The following is a 16,175-nucleotide window of genomic DNA, read 5'->3' on the forward strand; positions in this document are numbered from 1 at the left end:
TAATGTTTTATACGCTATACCCAAAACTCAGAAAGAACCTGCATCCTTTCCCGGCGGCATCTTTTATGTTTATGTCAGAACATTCTTATTTAAATAGTAACTATTCAGTACCTTCATAGTTACACGCAAAAATCCATTCCAGATCAGCTTCGCTGATGGGATTTTTGCCCTCCAGCCTATGTTTTCTTACGGTCAGCGCAGCAAGTGCGCAGACCTACTGAACAGTTACTTTAAATATATCTTATGCTAATGCAGCAAGCTCTTTTCCAAGTGCCTTGCAGTTCTCAAGAGCCTCATCATCCGGAGTTTCCTGGCAGATAACACCCTCGCCGCCTACAACCGTAGCGCCAGCAGCTTTCATTCTGTCTTCCCAGTCTCTCATCCACTGACCGTCTCCCCATCCGTAGGAACCGAACAGACCGATCTTCTTGCCGGATGCAAATGCCTCAACCTCAGTTACAAACGGCTCCATCTCGCCTTCCTCAAGAACCTCAGCTCCCATTGCCGGGCATCCAAGCGCGAACGCGGAAGCTTCCTTTAAATCGTCCATGGAAACGGAGGAGATGTCTGTAACAACAGCTTCCTTGCCTGCCTCTTTGATCCCTTCGCCGACTGCTGCAGCCATAGCAGCAGTATTTCCTGTCTGTGACCAGTATGCAACAATAACCTTATCCATTTTTAAATTCCTCCTGAAATTTGTTTTACGGTAACCCGGACTTCTCCGTCCGCCGTTTTTTATGATTGGAACCGGCGGTATTTAAGATGCCGCCAGAATATCCCTGATTTCATTTCCGTTTCCGGTCATGCAGATCACGTAATCTCTCGCCCGGTCATACGCTTCAAATGTTTTTAACGTATCTTCCAGATTCCCATATACTTTCCAATATCCGGAATACAGAAAATCTCTGCCTTCCTTCTTGATGAATCCCTCCACATCCACCGGCGGATATCCGAGAACAAGGCCAATCTCATGGGGGAAGCCCCTTTTTCCGTCCATGTGCTCCTGATAACCGTCCGCGATGCGGTCTAATATCTCCTCCAGCTCAAGGTCTCCATATCCGAAGGACGTCATCAGCTTCTGAACGTCCTCCCGTTCCAGATATGCTGCAAGCATCCCCGGACGGTAAAGCAGGATCGACAGTCTGCCGCGGAATTCATAGAGAACCCGGCAACATATCTTTGATCCCTCAAAAAGCTTGAACACTTCGTCTTTCTGGTCTGCCCGCACATTTAAAAGGTTGGATAATTTGATGCCTGTGAGAAGCGGCGCACACTGTAAAACGACCTGCTTCTTCGTTCCATTGACCGGGAGCTTCTGTACTGCCCCGAAGATCTCTTCGCTCATGCGTCTTACCGCCTTTCCATCATAATGATTCCGTGCCTTCCGGCCTGCGCTTTCTTACTGTCATCACAGTAAATGTGCAGGTCTGCCGGATTATTGCCTGTTTTCTCATCACATTATCCCACCGGCAGTTCCGGTTTATGCACTGTGCTTTTCAAGAATCTCAGCAAGCGCTGTGCCGCTGCTTGTATGACAGCGGACGATATCAGTACGGTTCTCATCTACCTCATCTAATACGCAGCGCACCATCTTGTGGGATACGGTGTTGGTAAACAGGATCAGAAGATCCGGTCTTCCGATCAGTTTATCAAGCCCTGTCTTCATCTGGGTGAAAACTTTCGCTTTATATTTATGATTTTCACAGATTTCTTTATACTGTCTGACCATACGGTCATGTCCGCCAATAATAACAACGCTCATGATGTGTTCCTCCTTTGCCCAAGGGTTAGCTTCGTCTAACTGATGATATAAGGTTAGCATATGCTAACTTTGTTGTCAATATCTGCAAATGAGACATTTTCTCATTTGGTTAGTTTGAACTAATTTTAAATTCAAATATTTTTTTATTAGAAAGAATACACTTTGACTCAATTTCAGGATTATGTTATACTTGTGAGAAGAACAGTAAAGTTCTGTTTAACTGATCATGAGTACTCACAATATTTTAATATTTCGACGTTTACAGGCTTGTGCTGATCTTTCTGCGCAGTTGTATTTTTTCATGACGGTTTTCGTATATGAAAACGCCGAACTATTTCTAACCATGTACACAACATATGGGGGTAATTACTTGAAAATCCAGGAATCCGCTGAAAACTATCTTGAGACAATTTTAATGTTAAGTGAAAAACAGCCGTATGTGCGTTCTATCGATATCGCGACCGAGCTCGGCTTCTCGAAACCAAGCGTCAGTGTCGCAATGAAAAATCTCCGGGTCAACAATCTGATCCTGGTAAATGACGAGGGACACATTACACTGACCGACGAAGGCCGCCGGATCGCCGAGACGATCTATGAGCGCCACACGGCCCTCTCCAAATGGCTGATGGACCTCGGAGTCAGTGAAAAGACAGCTCTCGATGACGCGTGCCGTATCGAGCACGATATCAGTGCTGAGAGCTTTGCGGCGATCAAGGAACATATTAAGAAATATTCTTCTGAAGCGAAGAATTGAGTAATGTAAAACTTCTCTCGAAAGTTCCATTTTCATTATGAACGTCCTTAAAAATGTCTGAAATGCAATTCAACAAAAAAGCGCAGCGATCACAGACTCCAATAAGTCCATGATCCTGCGCTTTTTATTGCCGCGCGCGATTTCCCGCACACTTTTCTTTTTATTGCTCCTCAGTCCTTATAAGCGAATCCCACAAAGGACAGCTCGCATCCGCCTGCCACGCGGCGGAAAATATTTACAACCGTACTCATCACATCGATAAACACATTGTCCTTCGTCTCAACTCTGACCCGGCTGCGGTCATCAATGATCTCGGCATCCCGGATATCCGGAAGTTCCAGGACTTCCCGCATGATCTCCGATGCCTCCTGCTCCGAAATCTTCTTTGAAAGCTGATAAAATCTTCCCATGATCTGCTCCATTTCCCTCCCGCAGGAGTTGCGTTAAAAGCGGCCGTTCCCATCGGAAGTTTTTCATGTGATCCGGGTGGATCGCGAGCCGTTTGTTAGGTGCTGCTAACTATTTTTATCATACACCTTTTTGCAGAAAATGGAAGATTCTTATTGAGAACTTTTCTCATTTAAGTAAATTATCATTTATGACATGCAATTTTTTTACACACACACTATGGCGACATTTTACCGATATTTCGCATTTCAGATCCGTAGAATATCTGAACACAGGGCTTTTCCTGCCATGACTTTTCCAGAATCTTTATAGTGCAGTACTATTTCACCCACACACCACTTGCATTGACCTTATATCCATCCGGAGTTGTCGTATTCGTCAGCATATATCCGTCAGAGCCCATATAGTACCAGAGTCCGCTCACCGGCGACTGGAACCAGGCATTTGTGAGGTAGCCGCCGGACTTTTTGTCCACCCACCAGCCTTTGGAATTGCTCTTCCACTGGTAGAGAGCACCTTTGCTGTAGAGGTACATATTGGAGAGCACACCTGACGCGCAGACATTATTGATCACAAATCTCTGTCTCCATGTCTTTCCGTCGGAATCCTTCGCCTGGATTTCAAAGACACCGGCCTGTCCTGTGTAGGAGGACTTTCCTTCCGACTTTCTCGCGTTCCAGTCCAGTGTATACTGGAGAGTACCGCCTTTCTTTACCGTTCCGAGAGACGCGCTGAAATCCCGGATCGGATTTCCCATCCCATCATATGCCCTTACCGTACAAGTCGCACTCGCTGCCGCCTCCGTAAACGTCACGACGGTTCCTCTCTTCACGATCGGCGCATCCTCCGTCTCTTTCTTTCCCGATGTATTTGTCACAGTCACATTCGTCGTCCCCACATAGGAACTGTCCGCACTCTCAACTCTCCAGGTAAATCCGGCAAACGCCGTGATCTGGAATGCTGCCGCGAAGATGCAGGCAAAGATAGCTGTCTTGATCGATTTTTTCATAGCGATCCACCTCACTTAAATTTAGCACTCATTCCATTATAGCTTATCTCCGAACGAAATGCAACTTGACGAGTCTTACGCTTCTCTTATGGAAAAGTGGCAAAATGGGGGCGGAAGAGCTACTACAGCACAAAGCCCTCGATGCCGCAGCTTCAAGGGCTTTTAAAAGCTATTCTACTCAATTCTGTCACATATAATCCAGTTCTTTCAAATCTTTAAAATATTCTGAAAACTCTTGCTCTGAGATTTTTGTTTTATCTTTATAATAACGTTCCCCTTCTGTTGCGTCCCACCCCAAATGAAATTTTACATCCATTCCAGAACCATTTATCTCCACAAACGCATAATCACCCATCATGGAGTTTGGCCGAACATCTGTCAACACCAATGCATGATGTTTTTCTGAATACCGCAGACTTCCATAATAATATCCATTATCCAATACTGTCACTTCTCCACTTTGCAGATCTGCAGAGCAGATCAGTGCATAAAAAAAAACACCATCACTCGTAATGATTAATTCTTTTTTTCCATCCCCATCTATATCTAAATAACCATACTTAGCGGGATCCGCATACCAATCAGCTATATACTGCTTGTACTCTCCATTTTGAATAAAATTTCCAAATATAGTCTCTTCTGGAGAACTATAAATCCATTTTCCTGACGCATCTACCCTATAACCAGCCGGTGTAACGATACTGGTCAGCATAGTGCCATCTGATCCCAGGTAATAATCTCCGATCTATTTATCATGAACCATATATCCGACATTATCAAAATAATACCATTTTCCGCCTATATTGCTTCATCGGCTCATCGGGTATGTACCTGTACTTTCCTGATACCACCAGCCGACATTATTTCTTTTCCATTCACCCGCAAATGCAGTATTTGACAACATAAGTACGCCTGCCATGCTTAACCCCAGGACTAACAATTTTTTCTTCATAGCTTCATTCCTCCATAAGTAAAATAAGTAATAGGACAGGATTCCTACGATCCTGCCCCATTACCTGACTTATTATTTCGCCCAAACTCCGTCTGAGTTTACATAGTAATTGCCAATTTTTGTTCTTCTCGCAAGAACGCCCTTATTTCCATCAGACTCTTCATGGAAATAGTACCAGTTATCACCAATCTTCTGCCAGCCGGTCAGCATTCTGCCTCTTGTTCCGTCTGCGATCGGATAAAGATAGAATTTGTTTTCATCCTGTGTCAGCCAATCCGTTTTCATCGTTCCGTTTTCATCGAAATAATACCACTCAACTGTACCGTTATACGGGACTTCCGCCCATCGCTTGCAGAACATTGCGCCCTGTTTGTCGCCTGCATTTTCAGTAAAGTAATACCAGATATCGTTGATATACTGCCAGCCCGTCATCATCTTTCCAAGCTTTCCGTCGGACTTCGGATTCAGATAATACCAGGTTCCGTTATCCTGATACCAGCCGGTTACAAGATACCCCTGAGCATCAAAGCGATACCATGACTTCTCGTTCTGATAATTCAGTTCTTTCCAGCAGTCTGTATACCATGTTCCATCTGCGGCTTTGCACTTCCAGCCCTTTGCATCCTGCACCCATGCGCCGTCTGCGCCGATATTTCCATAATCAGCTCTTACTGTTGCACGTCCGGAGCTGCTGTGTCCGCCGCCGCTGCTGCCACCGGAAGATTTTCTACCAACTCTGTAGTTCTGAGCCGCACGCTTTAAGTTTCCTGTTCCTTTTTCACGGAACTCCGCACTCAGTGTATGAGTTCCTACCTGATTATTAGCCTTTAAGGTCTGGCTTCTGATCGTAAGACGGGTACTTCCGGATTTTGCATCGAAATCAACACCCTCTACAAGGCGTTTACCATCAAGAGTAAGGTTGTCCCATTCCTCGATCACACCGATGGATGTCATAGTATAATCGTTGTTGTCACTCAGTAAGATATTTGGAACACGTTCCTTCAGATCATATCCCTGATCGACTGCACTATCTACGTTTGCGTCGGTGTTGTCTACAACCTTTAAGGTGAATTCTTTTGTAACATTTGCAAACTCACTATAGCTGTTCTTCATCTGAACGGTAAATGTAAATTCACCTGTTTCTAACGGTACTCCATAGAGCTCACCGTTTGGTTTTAATTCCATTCCACTCGGAAGTTTTCCATCTGTGATCTTATAGCTTACCGTATTAAAATCATACTTATTGCTGTTCTGGATCATAGAACCGTAGTGGACATATTTGACCGCGTCCGGAATCTCAGTTGTCACAATACCCGGGTCACCAACAACACCCGTCAGATTTATTACCATAATTGGCTTTCCAGCTTCCTTGATTGTCAGTGTACCTGTGAGATCCTGTCCATTTATCTCATCACCATCATAAACCAACTTCAGTTTTGCAAGATTTGCAAGTTCATCATATCCCAGTCCCTGATAACCGGAAAGATCATGCTCTCCCTTTAATGTCCAATAGTTATCCAGAGTTACAACCCACGAATCAAATAAAGCACCTTCTGCTTCCACTGATAATTTGGATAATGCCTTCGTTCCCATATTAGCAAGAATGATTCTGTGCTCATAATCATGGATACTATTCAGCATTGCTTCACGAGTTGTATAAACAACACCGTTTTCTTCTCTGGTATCTGAGCTCTCGTCTGCAAGGCTGTTCATATAAAGCCAGCTTTCACCCTGTTTTGGCTTAATGATCTGCAGCCAGTAGTTCTTTGCATTCTTAGAGTTTTCGGCTGATGCGGTATAATGAACCGGGCCATTGGAGAAGTCATGCAAACTCTGTCCGCTGATTTCTTCTTTATTGGTATACAGTTTCATTCCGTTCTGCATGGTAAATACAGGCGCTAATGAAGTTAAATCGGTATCCTCGCCTACAAGAATCGTAATGTATGAGAAATCCGCATAATCGTCTTTATAATCTCCATAAGACGGATTTAGAACCTTACAAGCAACATAATTTCCCTGTGCATCATTGATGCCATAAAATGATACCGCTGTTGAATTATCTAAGAATGCCTCCGATCTTGTATAAATATGCCAAACATATCTTTTAAGCTTTCTGCTGTCATCATCGGCTTTTCCGCTGAATACACTTACATATACACCCTTGCTGAAATCTGCTTCATATCCCTGTGTCTGATTAAACAGGCTTTCCTTGACATCCACAGCCCCTGCTGCCTTTGCCGCATCAATCGATTCATATCTTCCTATGAATGCTCCGATTATCTGGTTCTCACTTGTTGCAACTGCTTTTTCAAATGTTAAAACAAGTCTGTATGTGTCATTGTCTGCATAGGAAGCTCCCAGATTATAGACAAGTTTTTCTTCCATCCAAGGATCTTCTTCATCTTCTTCCCAGCTTGTGCTATAGGAGATGCTATTACCTGTTTTGTCATAAAGGCTTGTATAAATATGATCGCTCTCTGAGGACAAATAAAGTTTGAAATCGAAAGCATCCCCCAGTACCTGATCATTTTTATCATAACCATTCATGCGGAAGACGCTATGACTAATTCTACTTCTTTCTCCGGTTATCTCAAGATACCAACCATCATCCTTTTTTACAGCTTCAGGCGATACCTCACTTGACAAACTGTGAGTTTCTATTTTGGATATTACCGATCTTTCAAATAAGTCAGAATTGATTTTCAGAGAAACTGTCATCTCTGTATTTCCTTTTACTTCTTCTGTCGGTACATCCACATGCATCCGTCTACTAAATGCGTAATCAGAATAATACGCATCCGTTACTGTCACATTTTTGGTCGTTCCATCATCATTATGAATCGTCACAGTTGGAATCAACCAATTCTCTGTATCTGTCACTGCAATATCTACATAATAGCGAATATTGGAAGCATCCAGCTGATCCGGGTTACCTACGATCATCTCCCAGCTGGTACTTGTAGCCCCACTGGTATTAAATGCAAGATCCATCGCTACTACTCCGACAGAATCTGGATCGCTTTCATAATTATCTCTGCTGTCACGTGGTTTCCATAAAATTTCTGTTTCCGTTCCAATCTGGTTCTCACCCTTAAAAACAGTCGCCGGTTTTACACATGCCAGTTCAATCGGCGTAAATCCCGACAGATCAAGCGACAGATTTCTCTCCTCCAACGGCAGCAATGACATCAACGCCACATCATCTCCGTCCGTAAACTCTTTCTTCTCCGGATAAACAACAACCTCCTGACCTGCAACATCCATGGTCATCTGGGTAACGGCTGTTCCGTCGAAGCTTGCGGATACATAGAAGGTATGTCCGTCGATCTCGATGGAATCCTCCGGATTCATGAACCACTCATTTTCTGTTTTTCCGTCATAGGTAAACTGAACCTCATACGGGAAGAATGGGTTTTCCTCTGGGATATTGATGGTATAGCTGCCATCCTCCTCAAAATATGCGTCGCCGAGATCGTTCTCAAAATCTTCCGCGCTTACGACGTGAACATTGAAGGAACCGGTATTGTAAATGATCTGTTCCGCAGTTTCTGTGGTATTGACTTCTGTCTTTTTCTTTGTCTCTGTCTGCGTTCCAGTCTGCTCCTCCTTCTCCTTCGCATCACTGTCAGTAACTTTTTCATCAGGTGTTTCCTGATTTAATACAATATGCGGCAGCTCTGTCTCCGTCTGCTGATCCAGAATTTCCGCCGGAACCACATTAGCCGGAAGCGCCAGTGCAGCTGCCAGCATCAATGCCATTCCCTGTTTAAAGATGCGTTTTTTCATAATTTTTCCCCTTTCTTAAAATTTTATCTGTAATTCTTTCCAAGATCGATCAGTTCCTGGATCGAATACAAATGACACTGTCTCAATTCTCCATTTTTGTAATCGAAATAGATTGTTTCATCCGGGATATGAATATCACACAGATCCGGCAGATCTGCCAGTATCTCAAGGTTCTGGTCCAGCAAAAGACCGTATCTCTCACCATCTGCCCGGACATATTCTGTTAGTATGTACTCGCCGACCTCTGTCACATAGGCCAGGAAATCATCCTTCTCCAGTTCCTTTACAAACTTTCCGCTCTGCTTGTCATAAACCTTCGGAGCGCTGTGAAGTTCCGACACAAACCGGTACTTTTCTGTTGAAAATTCCTCTTCCAGATCCTTTGAAGGCGCTTCCCCTCTCTCCTCCGAGATCAGAGTGCCATCCTCCGAACTATACGCCCGGACTGTCCCATCGTACCAGATCACATCCAGCCAGGACTTTTCTCCGTCCCTTCTAAACTGCTGGTCGTAGATCTTTTCCGCCTCTGGGAAGCTTCCTTCCGCCGTCAGGGTTCCGTCACTACCATAGATCCGGAATCCATCATAACTGAAAAGCATCGCCTTTTCCCCGTCTCCCGTCACTCTGGCCTCGTCATGGGAATACTTCGCGTCGTAACGCACCACACATGTATCCTCATGAGTCTCCTCCTTCATGACGCGGATATCCGGCTGACTCCGGTTTGCCAACGCCGCGTACTCTGTCCCGAGTTCCGCAAAGCTATATTCCTCATCACTCTTTTCATGTACCAGGGCGTTCTCTCCCTGATCGAAGATGGAAAATCCCGGCTCATCCGTCACGGCAAGCACATGCTTGTCCGAAACGCTGAAATGGCTGATGTTCCATGTATCTGTGAAGGAGACCTCCTTATCATCCAGCGTATCCGGATCAAACTCAGACAGGAGATTTCCCTCTGAAACCCAGATTCCACTCTCATCTGCCTTTGCCTTCATCTGCAGGTTCGACTCCATATCACCGATATAGGCTCCCTCGTCCACATTGATGAGTCCAAAGATGCTGTGACCACTCTTTCCGGCAGAAAACGCAAATTTATCTCCATGGAAGCCGCCTGCAAACTCTGTATAATCCGAGCTCTCGTACACGATCAGGTCATCCTCCGGATGCTCTGTATCCATCACATATAGTCCGCCGTCCGAAAAACTGATCGCCAACATGGTTCCGTCCATATTCAGGCAGAAAATTGCATTGTCCGGATCCGCAAAGGAATCATTAAATGCAGAGGGCATTTTTTTATCTCCCATAGAGCGTTCCCGCAGCAGCTGACCATCTTTCATGTCATAGAATGAGACAATATTTCTGTCCCGGTCCATCGCCGCCGCAACCTGTCCGTCTCCAGAGATTGTCAGAGTCGAAGCCATTCCTGCCCTCCACATCTGCTCTCTGCTCTCAATGTTGTAAAGTGAAACTCCGTCTTTTCCCGCAGCCAGCAGATGACTATCATCGGAAAACAACGCATCCGCTAATGCTGAATCCATCATCGGGCAGGTCATTAACGATTTTAAGCTTTCCGCATCATAAACCGCAGCCTCGGACTGGTATACAGCCGCAAGCTTCTTCCCGTCCGGGGACATCTTTATCTTATAAGGAGCCGACGGAAGCTTTATAACTCCGCTCGACCGAAACTTGTCGGAGAGATCATACACTCCCAGCGCATTTGCCAGCGCCCGCTTAGATTCTGGAAGCCATTCCGGTTTCAGGATTCCTTTCGCCTCGGGAAGACCTGCAAGAGCATCCTTGACCGCCTCGTCCACATCCCCTGACTCAAGAGCACTTTTCGAGTATTCCGCAAGCTTCAGCCAGTTCTCCGTCGTCTGCATCCGCTTTAATCCCACAAATGTCATGGATGCACCTGCCGCAAGAAGCAGAAGAACTACACCGATATCCAGCCGTTTTACCGCCTTCAATCGTCTGACCCGGGGATCCCGGTCTCTCAGATGTAAAAAATCTGAACGCATGTCCTGCGCCGTCTGATATCGCAGATCCGGATTCGGATTCATCGCCTTTTTGATGATCTTTACAACCTGCGGACTATATTCTTTTTCTGAAAGCGATACGACTGCCTTCGCATTTTTTGCCGGCTTTGAACCACTGAGAAGGTGATATAGGGTTGCTCCGGTACTATAAATATCGGATCTCACATCCGGAACGATGATCTTCTTCGGGGATGCAGAAAAGCTTTTCTCTTTTCTGTTTCCTTCTTCCTTCTCTGTGGATTCTGTATCAGATTCCGTGATCGTCCTCTCAACTGTAGGATTATCAACCTCTGTCTCACTATCCTGTCCGGATTTTGATTCCGCCTCTGTCTCTGACTCGCCGTTTACTGTATCGCTGTCTGAAGAGAAATCAAGTCCGTAGTGTTCCGGTGATGCGTATCCGGCACTGCAGCCGATCACTGTGTCCTCGCCGAGCGATAAAGCAATATTAAAATCAATGAGAACGATATGGTTATCCGGTGTCCGCATCAGATTCGCCGGCTTGATATCACTATGTACAAATCCCCGCGGCGGGTCTCCGTGTGTCGGACTATGGAGATAATCAAGAGCGTCTAAGAGTTCTTTCGCCCATTGAATTACCTGAGGCTGTGAAAAATGTTCTCCCCGCTTTAATGGACGGTCAAGACTCTCTCCCTCGATATAGTCCATAACGGTATATACCGTGTCATCTTCAACAAAGAAATCATATACCTTCGGAATATTCGGATGATTCAGGTTTTTCAGAACATCTGCCTCTCGGCGAAGCAGAGCCGTTTTCGTCGTAATCCGGCGTTTGTCCGCCTTCAGGACTACTTTCTTATTCAATCTCAGATGATCTGCGAGATATACGTTTCCGCCGCCGCCGGATCCCAGTTTTCTTATGATCCGATACGTCGATGCAATAATTTCCTCCACCTGGTACCTCCCGCTTTGTTACTTTCCTTTTATTTCTTTCCCATACTCTTCATTCAGCTTGCTGTTCAGCCTGATCTTTTGGATTGTATACAGACTTCCCAAAATCACCGCAAGTCCGACGGAACACGCGCATAGAAAAATTCCACCGTAAAATAAATGTTCATTCAGCATTTTGCTTTTCCTCTGATTTTTTCATGACAGTTTCATTATGCTCAATAAAGCAAACCATATCTGTTAATACTTTGTCCAACTTTTCAAAGCCAATCCGCACGACATGGCGCCCACGGATGCAGAACTTCGTCATACCACTCCCACAAACACTCCTTAAAAAAAATCAAAAACAGCAATAATATAATCAATCCCACTGCTGCGATCTTCCAGCCCTTCTTCATACTCTCTTCCCCCTTTGTCCTTGACTTTTTCCTCCAGGCTCTTTAATATAAAAATGTTTTATAATTTACCTATTTGGAGGACTTTCCAGTGACCACATATTATTTTTCTGTTCTTCTGATCTGCACACTGGTCTTCGGCAGCATCATCGGCGCTTATTTTACGACTGCCGAGTATCGGATCCGTTTTGATAAGCCGCTGATCACAAAAGACTGTTACTGTCCGGAGTGCGGTCATGTCTTAAACGGTCTGCACCAGATTCCTGTGATCAGCTGGATCGCTCTCGGTGGAAAGTGTCACTACTGCGGAACAAAAATCCCGCTCCGCTACCCGCTTATCGAGTTCAGCTTCACATGTTTCTACGGGATTACATTTCTGTTATTTTTCACGCATCCGCTCTTTCTCTGCGGTCTGTGGATCGCTGCCGTGATCGTTCTCCTGTTCTTCCGCTGCAGTTCCCATCTTCGCGGAACGCTAAAAGGAATCATGATCTTCACCGGCTATCATCTCATCTATTCAGCCGTTTTTCTCATCATTTATGCTGCTCTTGGGCTGCTTTGACGGTCTTCAAGACCTGCTTCCGGCAGCCTTATCCAATATATAAGGCATACCTGGAACTCTAAGCAATCCGGACCAGAACTCCTGATATATTATCCTTCTCCCCCATCTCCATGACATTCCGGATCAGATATTTCAGCACGTCCTCTGCCTCTGTATCACTCTGCACATTCTTCCTTCTAATCACATCAAACAGAATATCTTCCCGGAGTCTCTTAAAAAGTCCGTCGGACCCCACAAGAAATGTCTCTCCCGGAACAAGGCTTCCGCTTGACTGATTCATCCACAATTCTTCGACCTTCCCCATAAAATTTGCCAATAATGTCTTCAACTTTCCATCCCGCTCGACAACCGATACCTCGTCTTTCGTAATCTGTGAGACGCGATCATCTATCAGCAGGATCTTGCTGTCTCCAACATGAAATACATGATATTTTTCATTCAAAAGAACCAATAGTGACATCGTGCATCCAATATCAATTCCGTTTTCCTTTCGATAAATCCAAATCAGCTCATTCAGTTCGCGAATCGTCATATCCAGATCATCTATCAAGGACTCTTCGTCAATATTTTCAGGATACAACGGCTCCATTCCAAGAAACCAACGTTCAATTCCTACCCGGATCATCTCCGCCGCGATCTCACTCTGCGCAAAACTGCCGATTCCGTCGCACACACATCCCACTGCAAATAATATTCCTTTTTTTGAACTGCTCAGGCAGCATGCCCGGTCCTGATTCTTCTTCCTGTAATTTCCTTTTACAGAAAGACAGCCTGCATACTTTCTCATTACCCCTGCCTTTCTCAGCACACCCGATAGATCATAAATCTCTTTTTGCACACGATCATGATCGTATCATTTCTTTTCAGGGTGTGCGGCATATTTGGTGTAAGATTTTCTCCACTTACGATCGTACCGTTTGAAGATCCAATATCAATGATCTGCCATTCATTTCCGCTCGGCTCGATTCGGAAATGGCGGCGGCTGACAAACGAAACCGCAGCATCAAAGTTATAATCTGAGCATGGCTCACCATTCTTGTCCATTCTTCCAATCGTCGCATGACCTTTTCTCAGATCGATCTCGATAAATTTCGGGCATGTGCATCCGGCACAATCTTCCAGTCTCAACCGGATCACGCGGTTATCATCCAGCTCTCCGTCTCCTGCTATTGCAGTGCTGTCATCCCCATCTTCCTCCTGAACATAAGAACGGTAAGCTTCAACTGTATCCTCGCCTCCTGCCGGATCAGAAACCGGTGCTGGTGTTGGTACAGATTCCCATTTCGGTGTGGACTGCACCTTCTCCGGCTCTGCCGCCTTCTTAAATCCCGCCAGCAGATCTTCCGGTTCTTCTTCCTCTTTCTTTTTTCCCTTTAAAAAGCCAAACAGACCAGCGCCCTTTTCTTTCGGTGCCTTCTCCTTCGGCTGTTTTTCCTTCTTTTTCCTGTCCTTCTTTTTATCCGGCTCATCATCTCCGAACAGGTTATTGATCAGCCGGTTCTCCTCATCGCTCTTTCCATAAGCGCCGGAACTGATTCCCGGGCGTGTTCCCTGCTCCCGGACAGGTGTCTTTTTCTCTGCCTTTACAGGCTCCTGCTTTTCTTTCTTCTCTGCCATTTTTTCCGGAATATCCTGGACAAATGAAACGATCTTCTTCATATGATCCTCGGCTGGCTTTGGCGGAGCCAGAGGCGCTGCTTTTTTCTCCACATGGTCTTTCTGAAGATGTTCCAACAGCGTCATTAAATTGGCATTCGAACTCTTGATTACACGAAGCAGATCGACCGTATAACTCTGATCATCCTTGATGTCCATTTTCAGGATCAGACCCGCAAAGAAGCTAATGATCTCCTGGTCAGAATTAGTCTGTGACTTAGTCGGCACATAAATATATTTCACTGACTGCTCATTCTTTCCGACCAGAATATAATTTTCATCCAACACAAAATTGTGGTAATCAAGGAACCAGTCGCTACATGCCTTAAACGGCTGGATCAGATTTGTGAGCAATTCAATAAATTCCCTTTTCTTCATCTGGGTCGGCATATAACAGAACCGTACCCCATCTGTCAGTTCATAACGGATTTCCGTCTCTCCATCGATTTCCATCATTTTTAATGGAAACAAAAAATCCGGGCAGTCTTTCCGAAGTACTTTCACAGCGATAAGGTCCAGATCACTTTTTTCTGCCACCTCAAGCTTTGTATAACTTTTATTTGCGTCTGAAACATCTGTCAGCATCTCAAATTCCCCTTTCCCATTTTAGAATGTATCAAAATATCTCAGTTCAAGCACTTTTATATTTTCCTGATCGTCCTGTACCATTGCTTTTCCGTTTAAGAAAGGCAGTGCGGTTGAAAATTGGGCATCGATTACCATGTTGCCATAGCGATTGATATATCCCCATTTTCCGGCATACTGTACTGCTGCCGTCTGGTTAGAAAATGAGTATGCGTCCACATACTGGCATGGAACCACAAGTTCTCCCTTTTCATCCGCGAATCCCCACTGCCCGCTCTCATCTGCTACAGCGTAGTAACCGCCTTCCATGCCCTTTGCATTCGGGAATCTCTTTTCAAAGCAGGCTTTTCCCTTCTGGTCAATCAGAAAATATCCGTTTTCATCTGCCACGACTGCATAATTTCCACTAAACACCTGATTCTTACTGTTCACCGCAACATCTGTGAATACAAAATCTGTTACATTCTTTAAATTTTGATCCAAAATTGCCCATTTTCCAGACTGTTTCACCAGAATCATTCCGTTGTCATTTAAGTGGGCATCTTCATAATTTTCCTCGCTCTGGCGGATAAAGGTATTTGAATAGATCCCGTATTTTCCATCTTTAACTCCAATGATCCTTGTTCCTGCAATCTCAGTGACCTCGTCCAGACCATTTTTGTCCACAGCATTCCAGTAGCCATTCTGGTCAATCAATGTGTAAACTCCATCAAGCTTTACGACCGCATAATTTCCGGAAAATCGTGTAGCTTCGTCATATATAAAATCCAGGCTTGTACGTCCATTCTTTCCAGTGTATCCCCATTTTTCCCCGTTCCACATGGGAATGATCCAGTTGTCCGACGGAAGTTTTCCTTCCTGATAATTCGTTCCATTCTCGCGGGTTTGATATTTTATAGACTCACAGAGCTCCACCAGCTGACTGTCGCCATATATTTCAATTCCCTGTTTTAAAATGGTGATTGCTTTCTTTATGTTGTCTTCTCCGATCAGTGTTTCCGCACGGCTCTGATACTCATCCACAAGTGCTGTCTTTGCCTCAATCCTGTCGTCGACAAGGTCTGCATATTCATCCTCCATGCCCGCTTCATCGTAAATATCGAGAAGGCGTCTTTCGTATGTGAGGTTATTCTTCGTCGAATATGTTTTTAAAGCCTCTTTGTACCCATTAGCTGCCCTGATATACAGCTTGTCTGGCAAGAAACTTTCAGCATTCTCCACCATTGCGTTCTGTTTTCTGACTCCATTCTGCAGAATCACTGCGTATCCACAAATTCCCCAGCCTGCAATCATACCGGCAGTCAGCATTAAACTGATTTTTACCTTTGCTCCGCCTACAAGATTTTTCTTTTTTGCCATCTCTT

General features: G+C 44.9%; 14 protein-coding genes. 2 read left to right on the top strand and 12 right to left on the bottom strand.

The features are described 5' to 3' along the window. Window positions 1-241 precede the first annotated feature (241 nt). From DW826_RS13255 to DW826_RS13265, 3 genes are all read right to left on the bottom strand, one after another. Entirely contained in the window at window positions 242-676 is a 435-nt protein-coding gene (locus DW826_RS13255; RefSeq protein ID WP_117552970.1) for a flavodoxin, read from the bottom strand. 81 nt (window positions 677-757) lie between these two features. Further along, window positions 758-1,345, bottom strand: coding sequence for a DUF3793 family protein (locus DW826_RS13260; RefSeq protein ID WP_117552971.1), 588 nt, complete (start codon window positions 1,343-1,345; stop codon window positions 758-760). Between the two features lie 135 nt (window positions 1,346-1,480). Continuing rightward, a complete protein-coding gene (locus DW826_RS13265; RefSeq protein WP_015555087.1) occupies window positions 1,481-1,762 on the bottom strand; it encodes a DUF2325 domain-containing protein in 282 nt (93 codons plus the stop codon). 370 nt (window positions 1,763-2,132) lie between these two features. Here DW826_RS13265 and DW826_RS13270 point away from each other — a divergent pair, with 370 nt between their 5' ends. After that, window positions 2,133-2,516, top strand: coding sequence for a metal-dependent transcriptional regulator (locus DW826_RS13270; RefSeq protein WP_117552972.1), 384 nt, complete (start codon window positions 2,133-2,135; stop codon window positions 2,514-2,516). Between the two features lie 170 nt (window positions 2,517-2,686). On the opposite strand, the gene DW826_RS13275 is transcribed toward DW826_RS13270, so the two are convergent. The 6 genes from DW826_RS13275 to DW826_RS13300 all read right to left on the bottom strand — a co-directional run bounded on the left by DW826_RS13275 (window position 2,687) and on the right by DW826_RS13300 (window position 11,619). Further along, on the bottom strand, window positions 2,687-2,938 hold the full coding sequence (locus DW826_RS13275; RefSeq protein ID WP_242994105.1) for a hypothetical protein: 252 nt from the start codon (window positions 2,936-2,938) through the stop codon (window positions 2,687-2,689). 305 nt (window positions 2,939-3,243) lie between these two features. Beyond that, window positions 3,244-3,933 (bottom strand): hypothetical protein, encoded by a 690-nt coding sequence (locus DW826_RS18895; protein ID WP_117552973.1) that lies wholly within the window; start codon window positions 3,931-3,933, stop codon window positions 3,244-3,246. 187 nt (window positions 3,934-4,120) lie between these two features. Then, complete coding sequence (locus tag DW826_RS13285; RefSeq protein WP_347472379.1) at window positions 4,121-4,678, bottom strand: hypothetical protein; 558 nt, start codon at window positions 4,676-4,678, stop codon at window positions 4,121-4,123. A gap of 63 nt (window positions 4,679-4,741) precedes the next feature. After that, a complete protein-coding gene (locus DW826_RS18315; protein ID WP_181968072.1) occupies window positions 4,742-4,885 on the bottom strand; it encodes a hypothetical protein in 144 nt (47 codons plus the stop codon). A 72-nt stretch (window positions 4,886-4,957) separates the two neighbouring features. Beyond that, complete coding sequence (locus DW826_RS13295) at window positions 4,958-8,671, bottom strand: Ig domain-containing protein (RefSeq protein WP_117552975.1); 3,714 nt, start codon at window positions 8,669-8,671, stop codon at window positions 4,958-4,960. Between the two features lie 23 nt (window positions 8,672-8,694). Beyond that, on the bottom strand, window positions 8,695-11,619 hold the full coding sequence (locus tag DW826_RS13300; RefSeq protein ID WP_117552976.1) for a WD40 repeat domain-containing serine/threonine protein kinase: 2,925 nt from the start codon (window positions 11,617-11,619) through the stop codon (window positions 8,695-8,697). A 480-nt stretch (window positions 11,620-12,099) separates the two neighbouring features. On the opposite strand from DW826_RS13300, the gene DW826_RS13305 reads away from it, so the two are divergent. Further along, a complete protein-coding gene (locus tag DW826_RS13305) occupies window positions 12,100-12,570 on the top strand; it encodes a prepilin peptidase (RefSeq protein WP_181968073.1) in 471 nt (156 codons plus the stop codon). A gap of 58 nt (window positions 12,571-12,628) precedes the next feature. On the opposite strand, the gene DW826_RS13310 is transcribed toward DW826_RS13305, so the two are convergent. From DW826_RS13310 to DW826_RS13320, 3 genes are read right to left on the bottom strand one after another with little or no spacing between them, the layout of a single operon-like run. Further along, window positions 12,629-13,357: a PP2C family serine/threonine-protein phosphatase gene (locus tag DW826_RS13310; protein ID WP_117552978.1), complete on the bottom strand. Its 729-nt coding sequence runs from the start codon at window positions 13,355-13,357 to the stop codon at window positions 12,629-12,631. Between the two features lie 14 nt (window positions 13,358-13,371). Beyond that, entirely contained in the window at window positions 13,372-14,811 is a 1,440-nt protein-coding gene (locus DW826_RS13315; protein WP_117552979.1) for a DUF6382 domain-containing protein, read from the bottom strand. 21 nt (window positions 14,812-14,832) lie between these two features. Further along, complete coding sequence (locus DW826_RS13320) at window positions 14,833-16,170, bottom strand: WG repeat-containing protein (RefSeq protein ID WP_117552980.1); 1,338 nt, start codon at window positions 16,168-16,170, stop codon at window positions 14,833-14,835. Window positions 16,171-16,175: the final 5 nt, after the last annotated feature.

Origin of the sequence: Clostridium sp. AM34-11AC, assembly GCF_003435375.1 — a bacterium.
Taxonomy (GTDB): domain Bacteria; phylum Bacillota; class Clostridia; order Lachnospirales; family Lachnospiraceae; genus Pilosibacter; species Pilosibacter fragilis.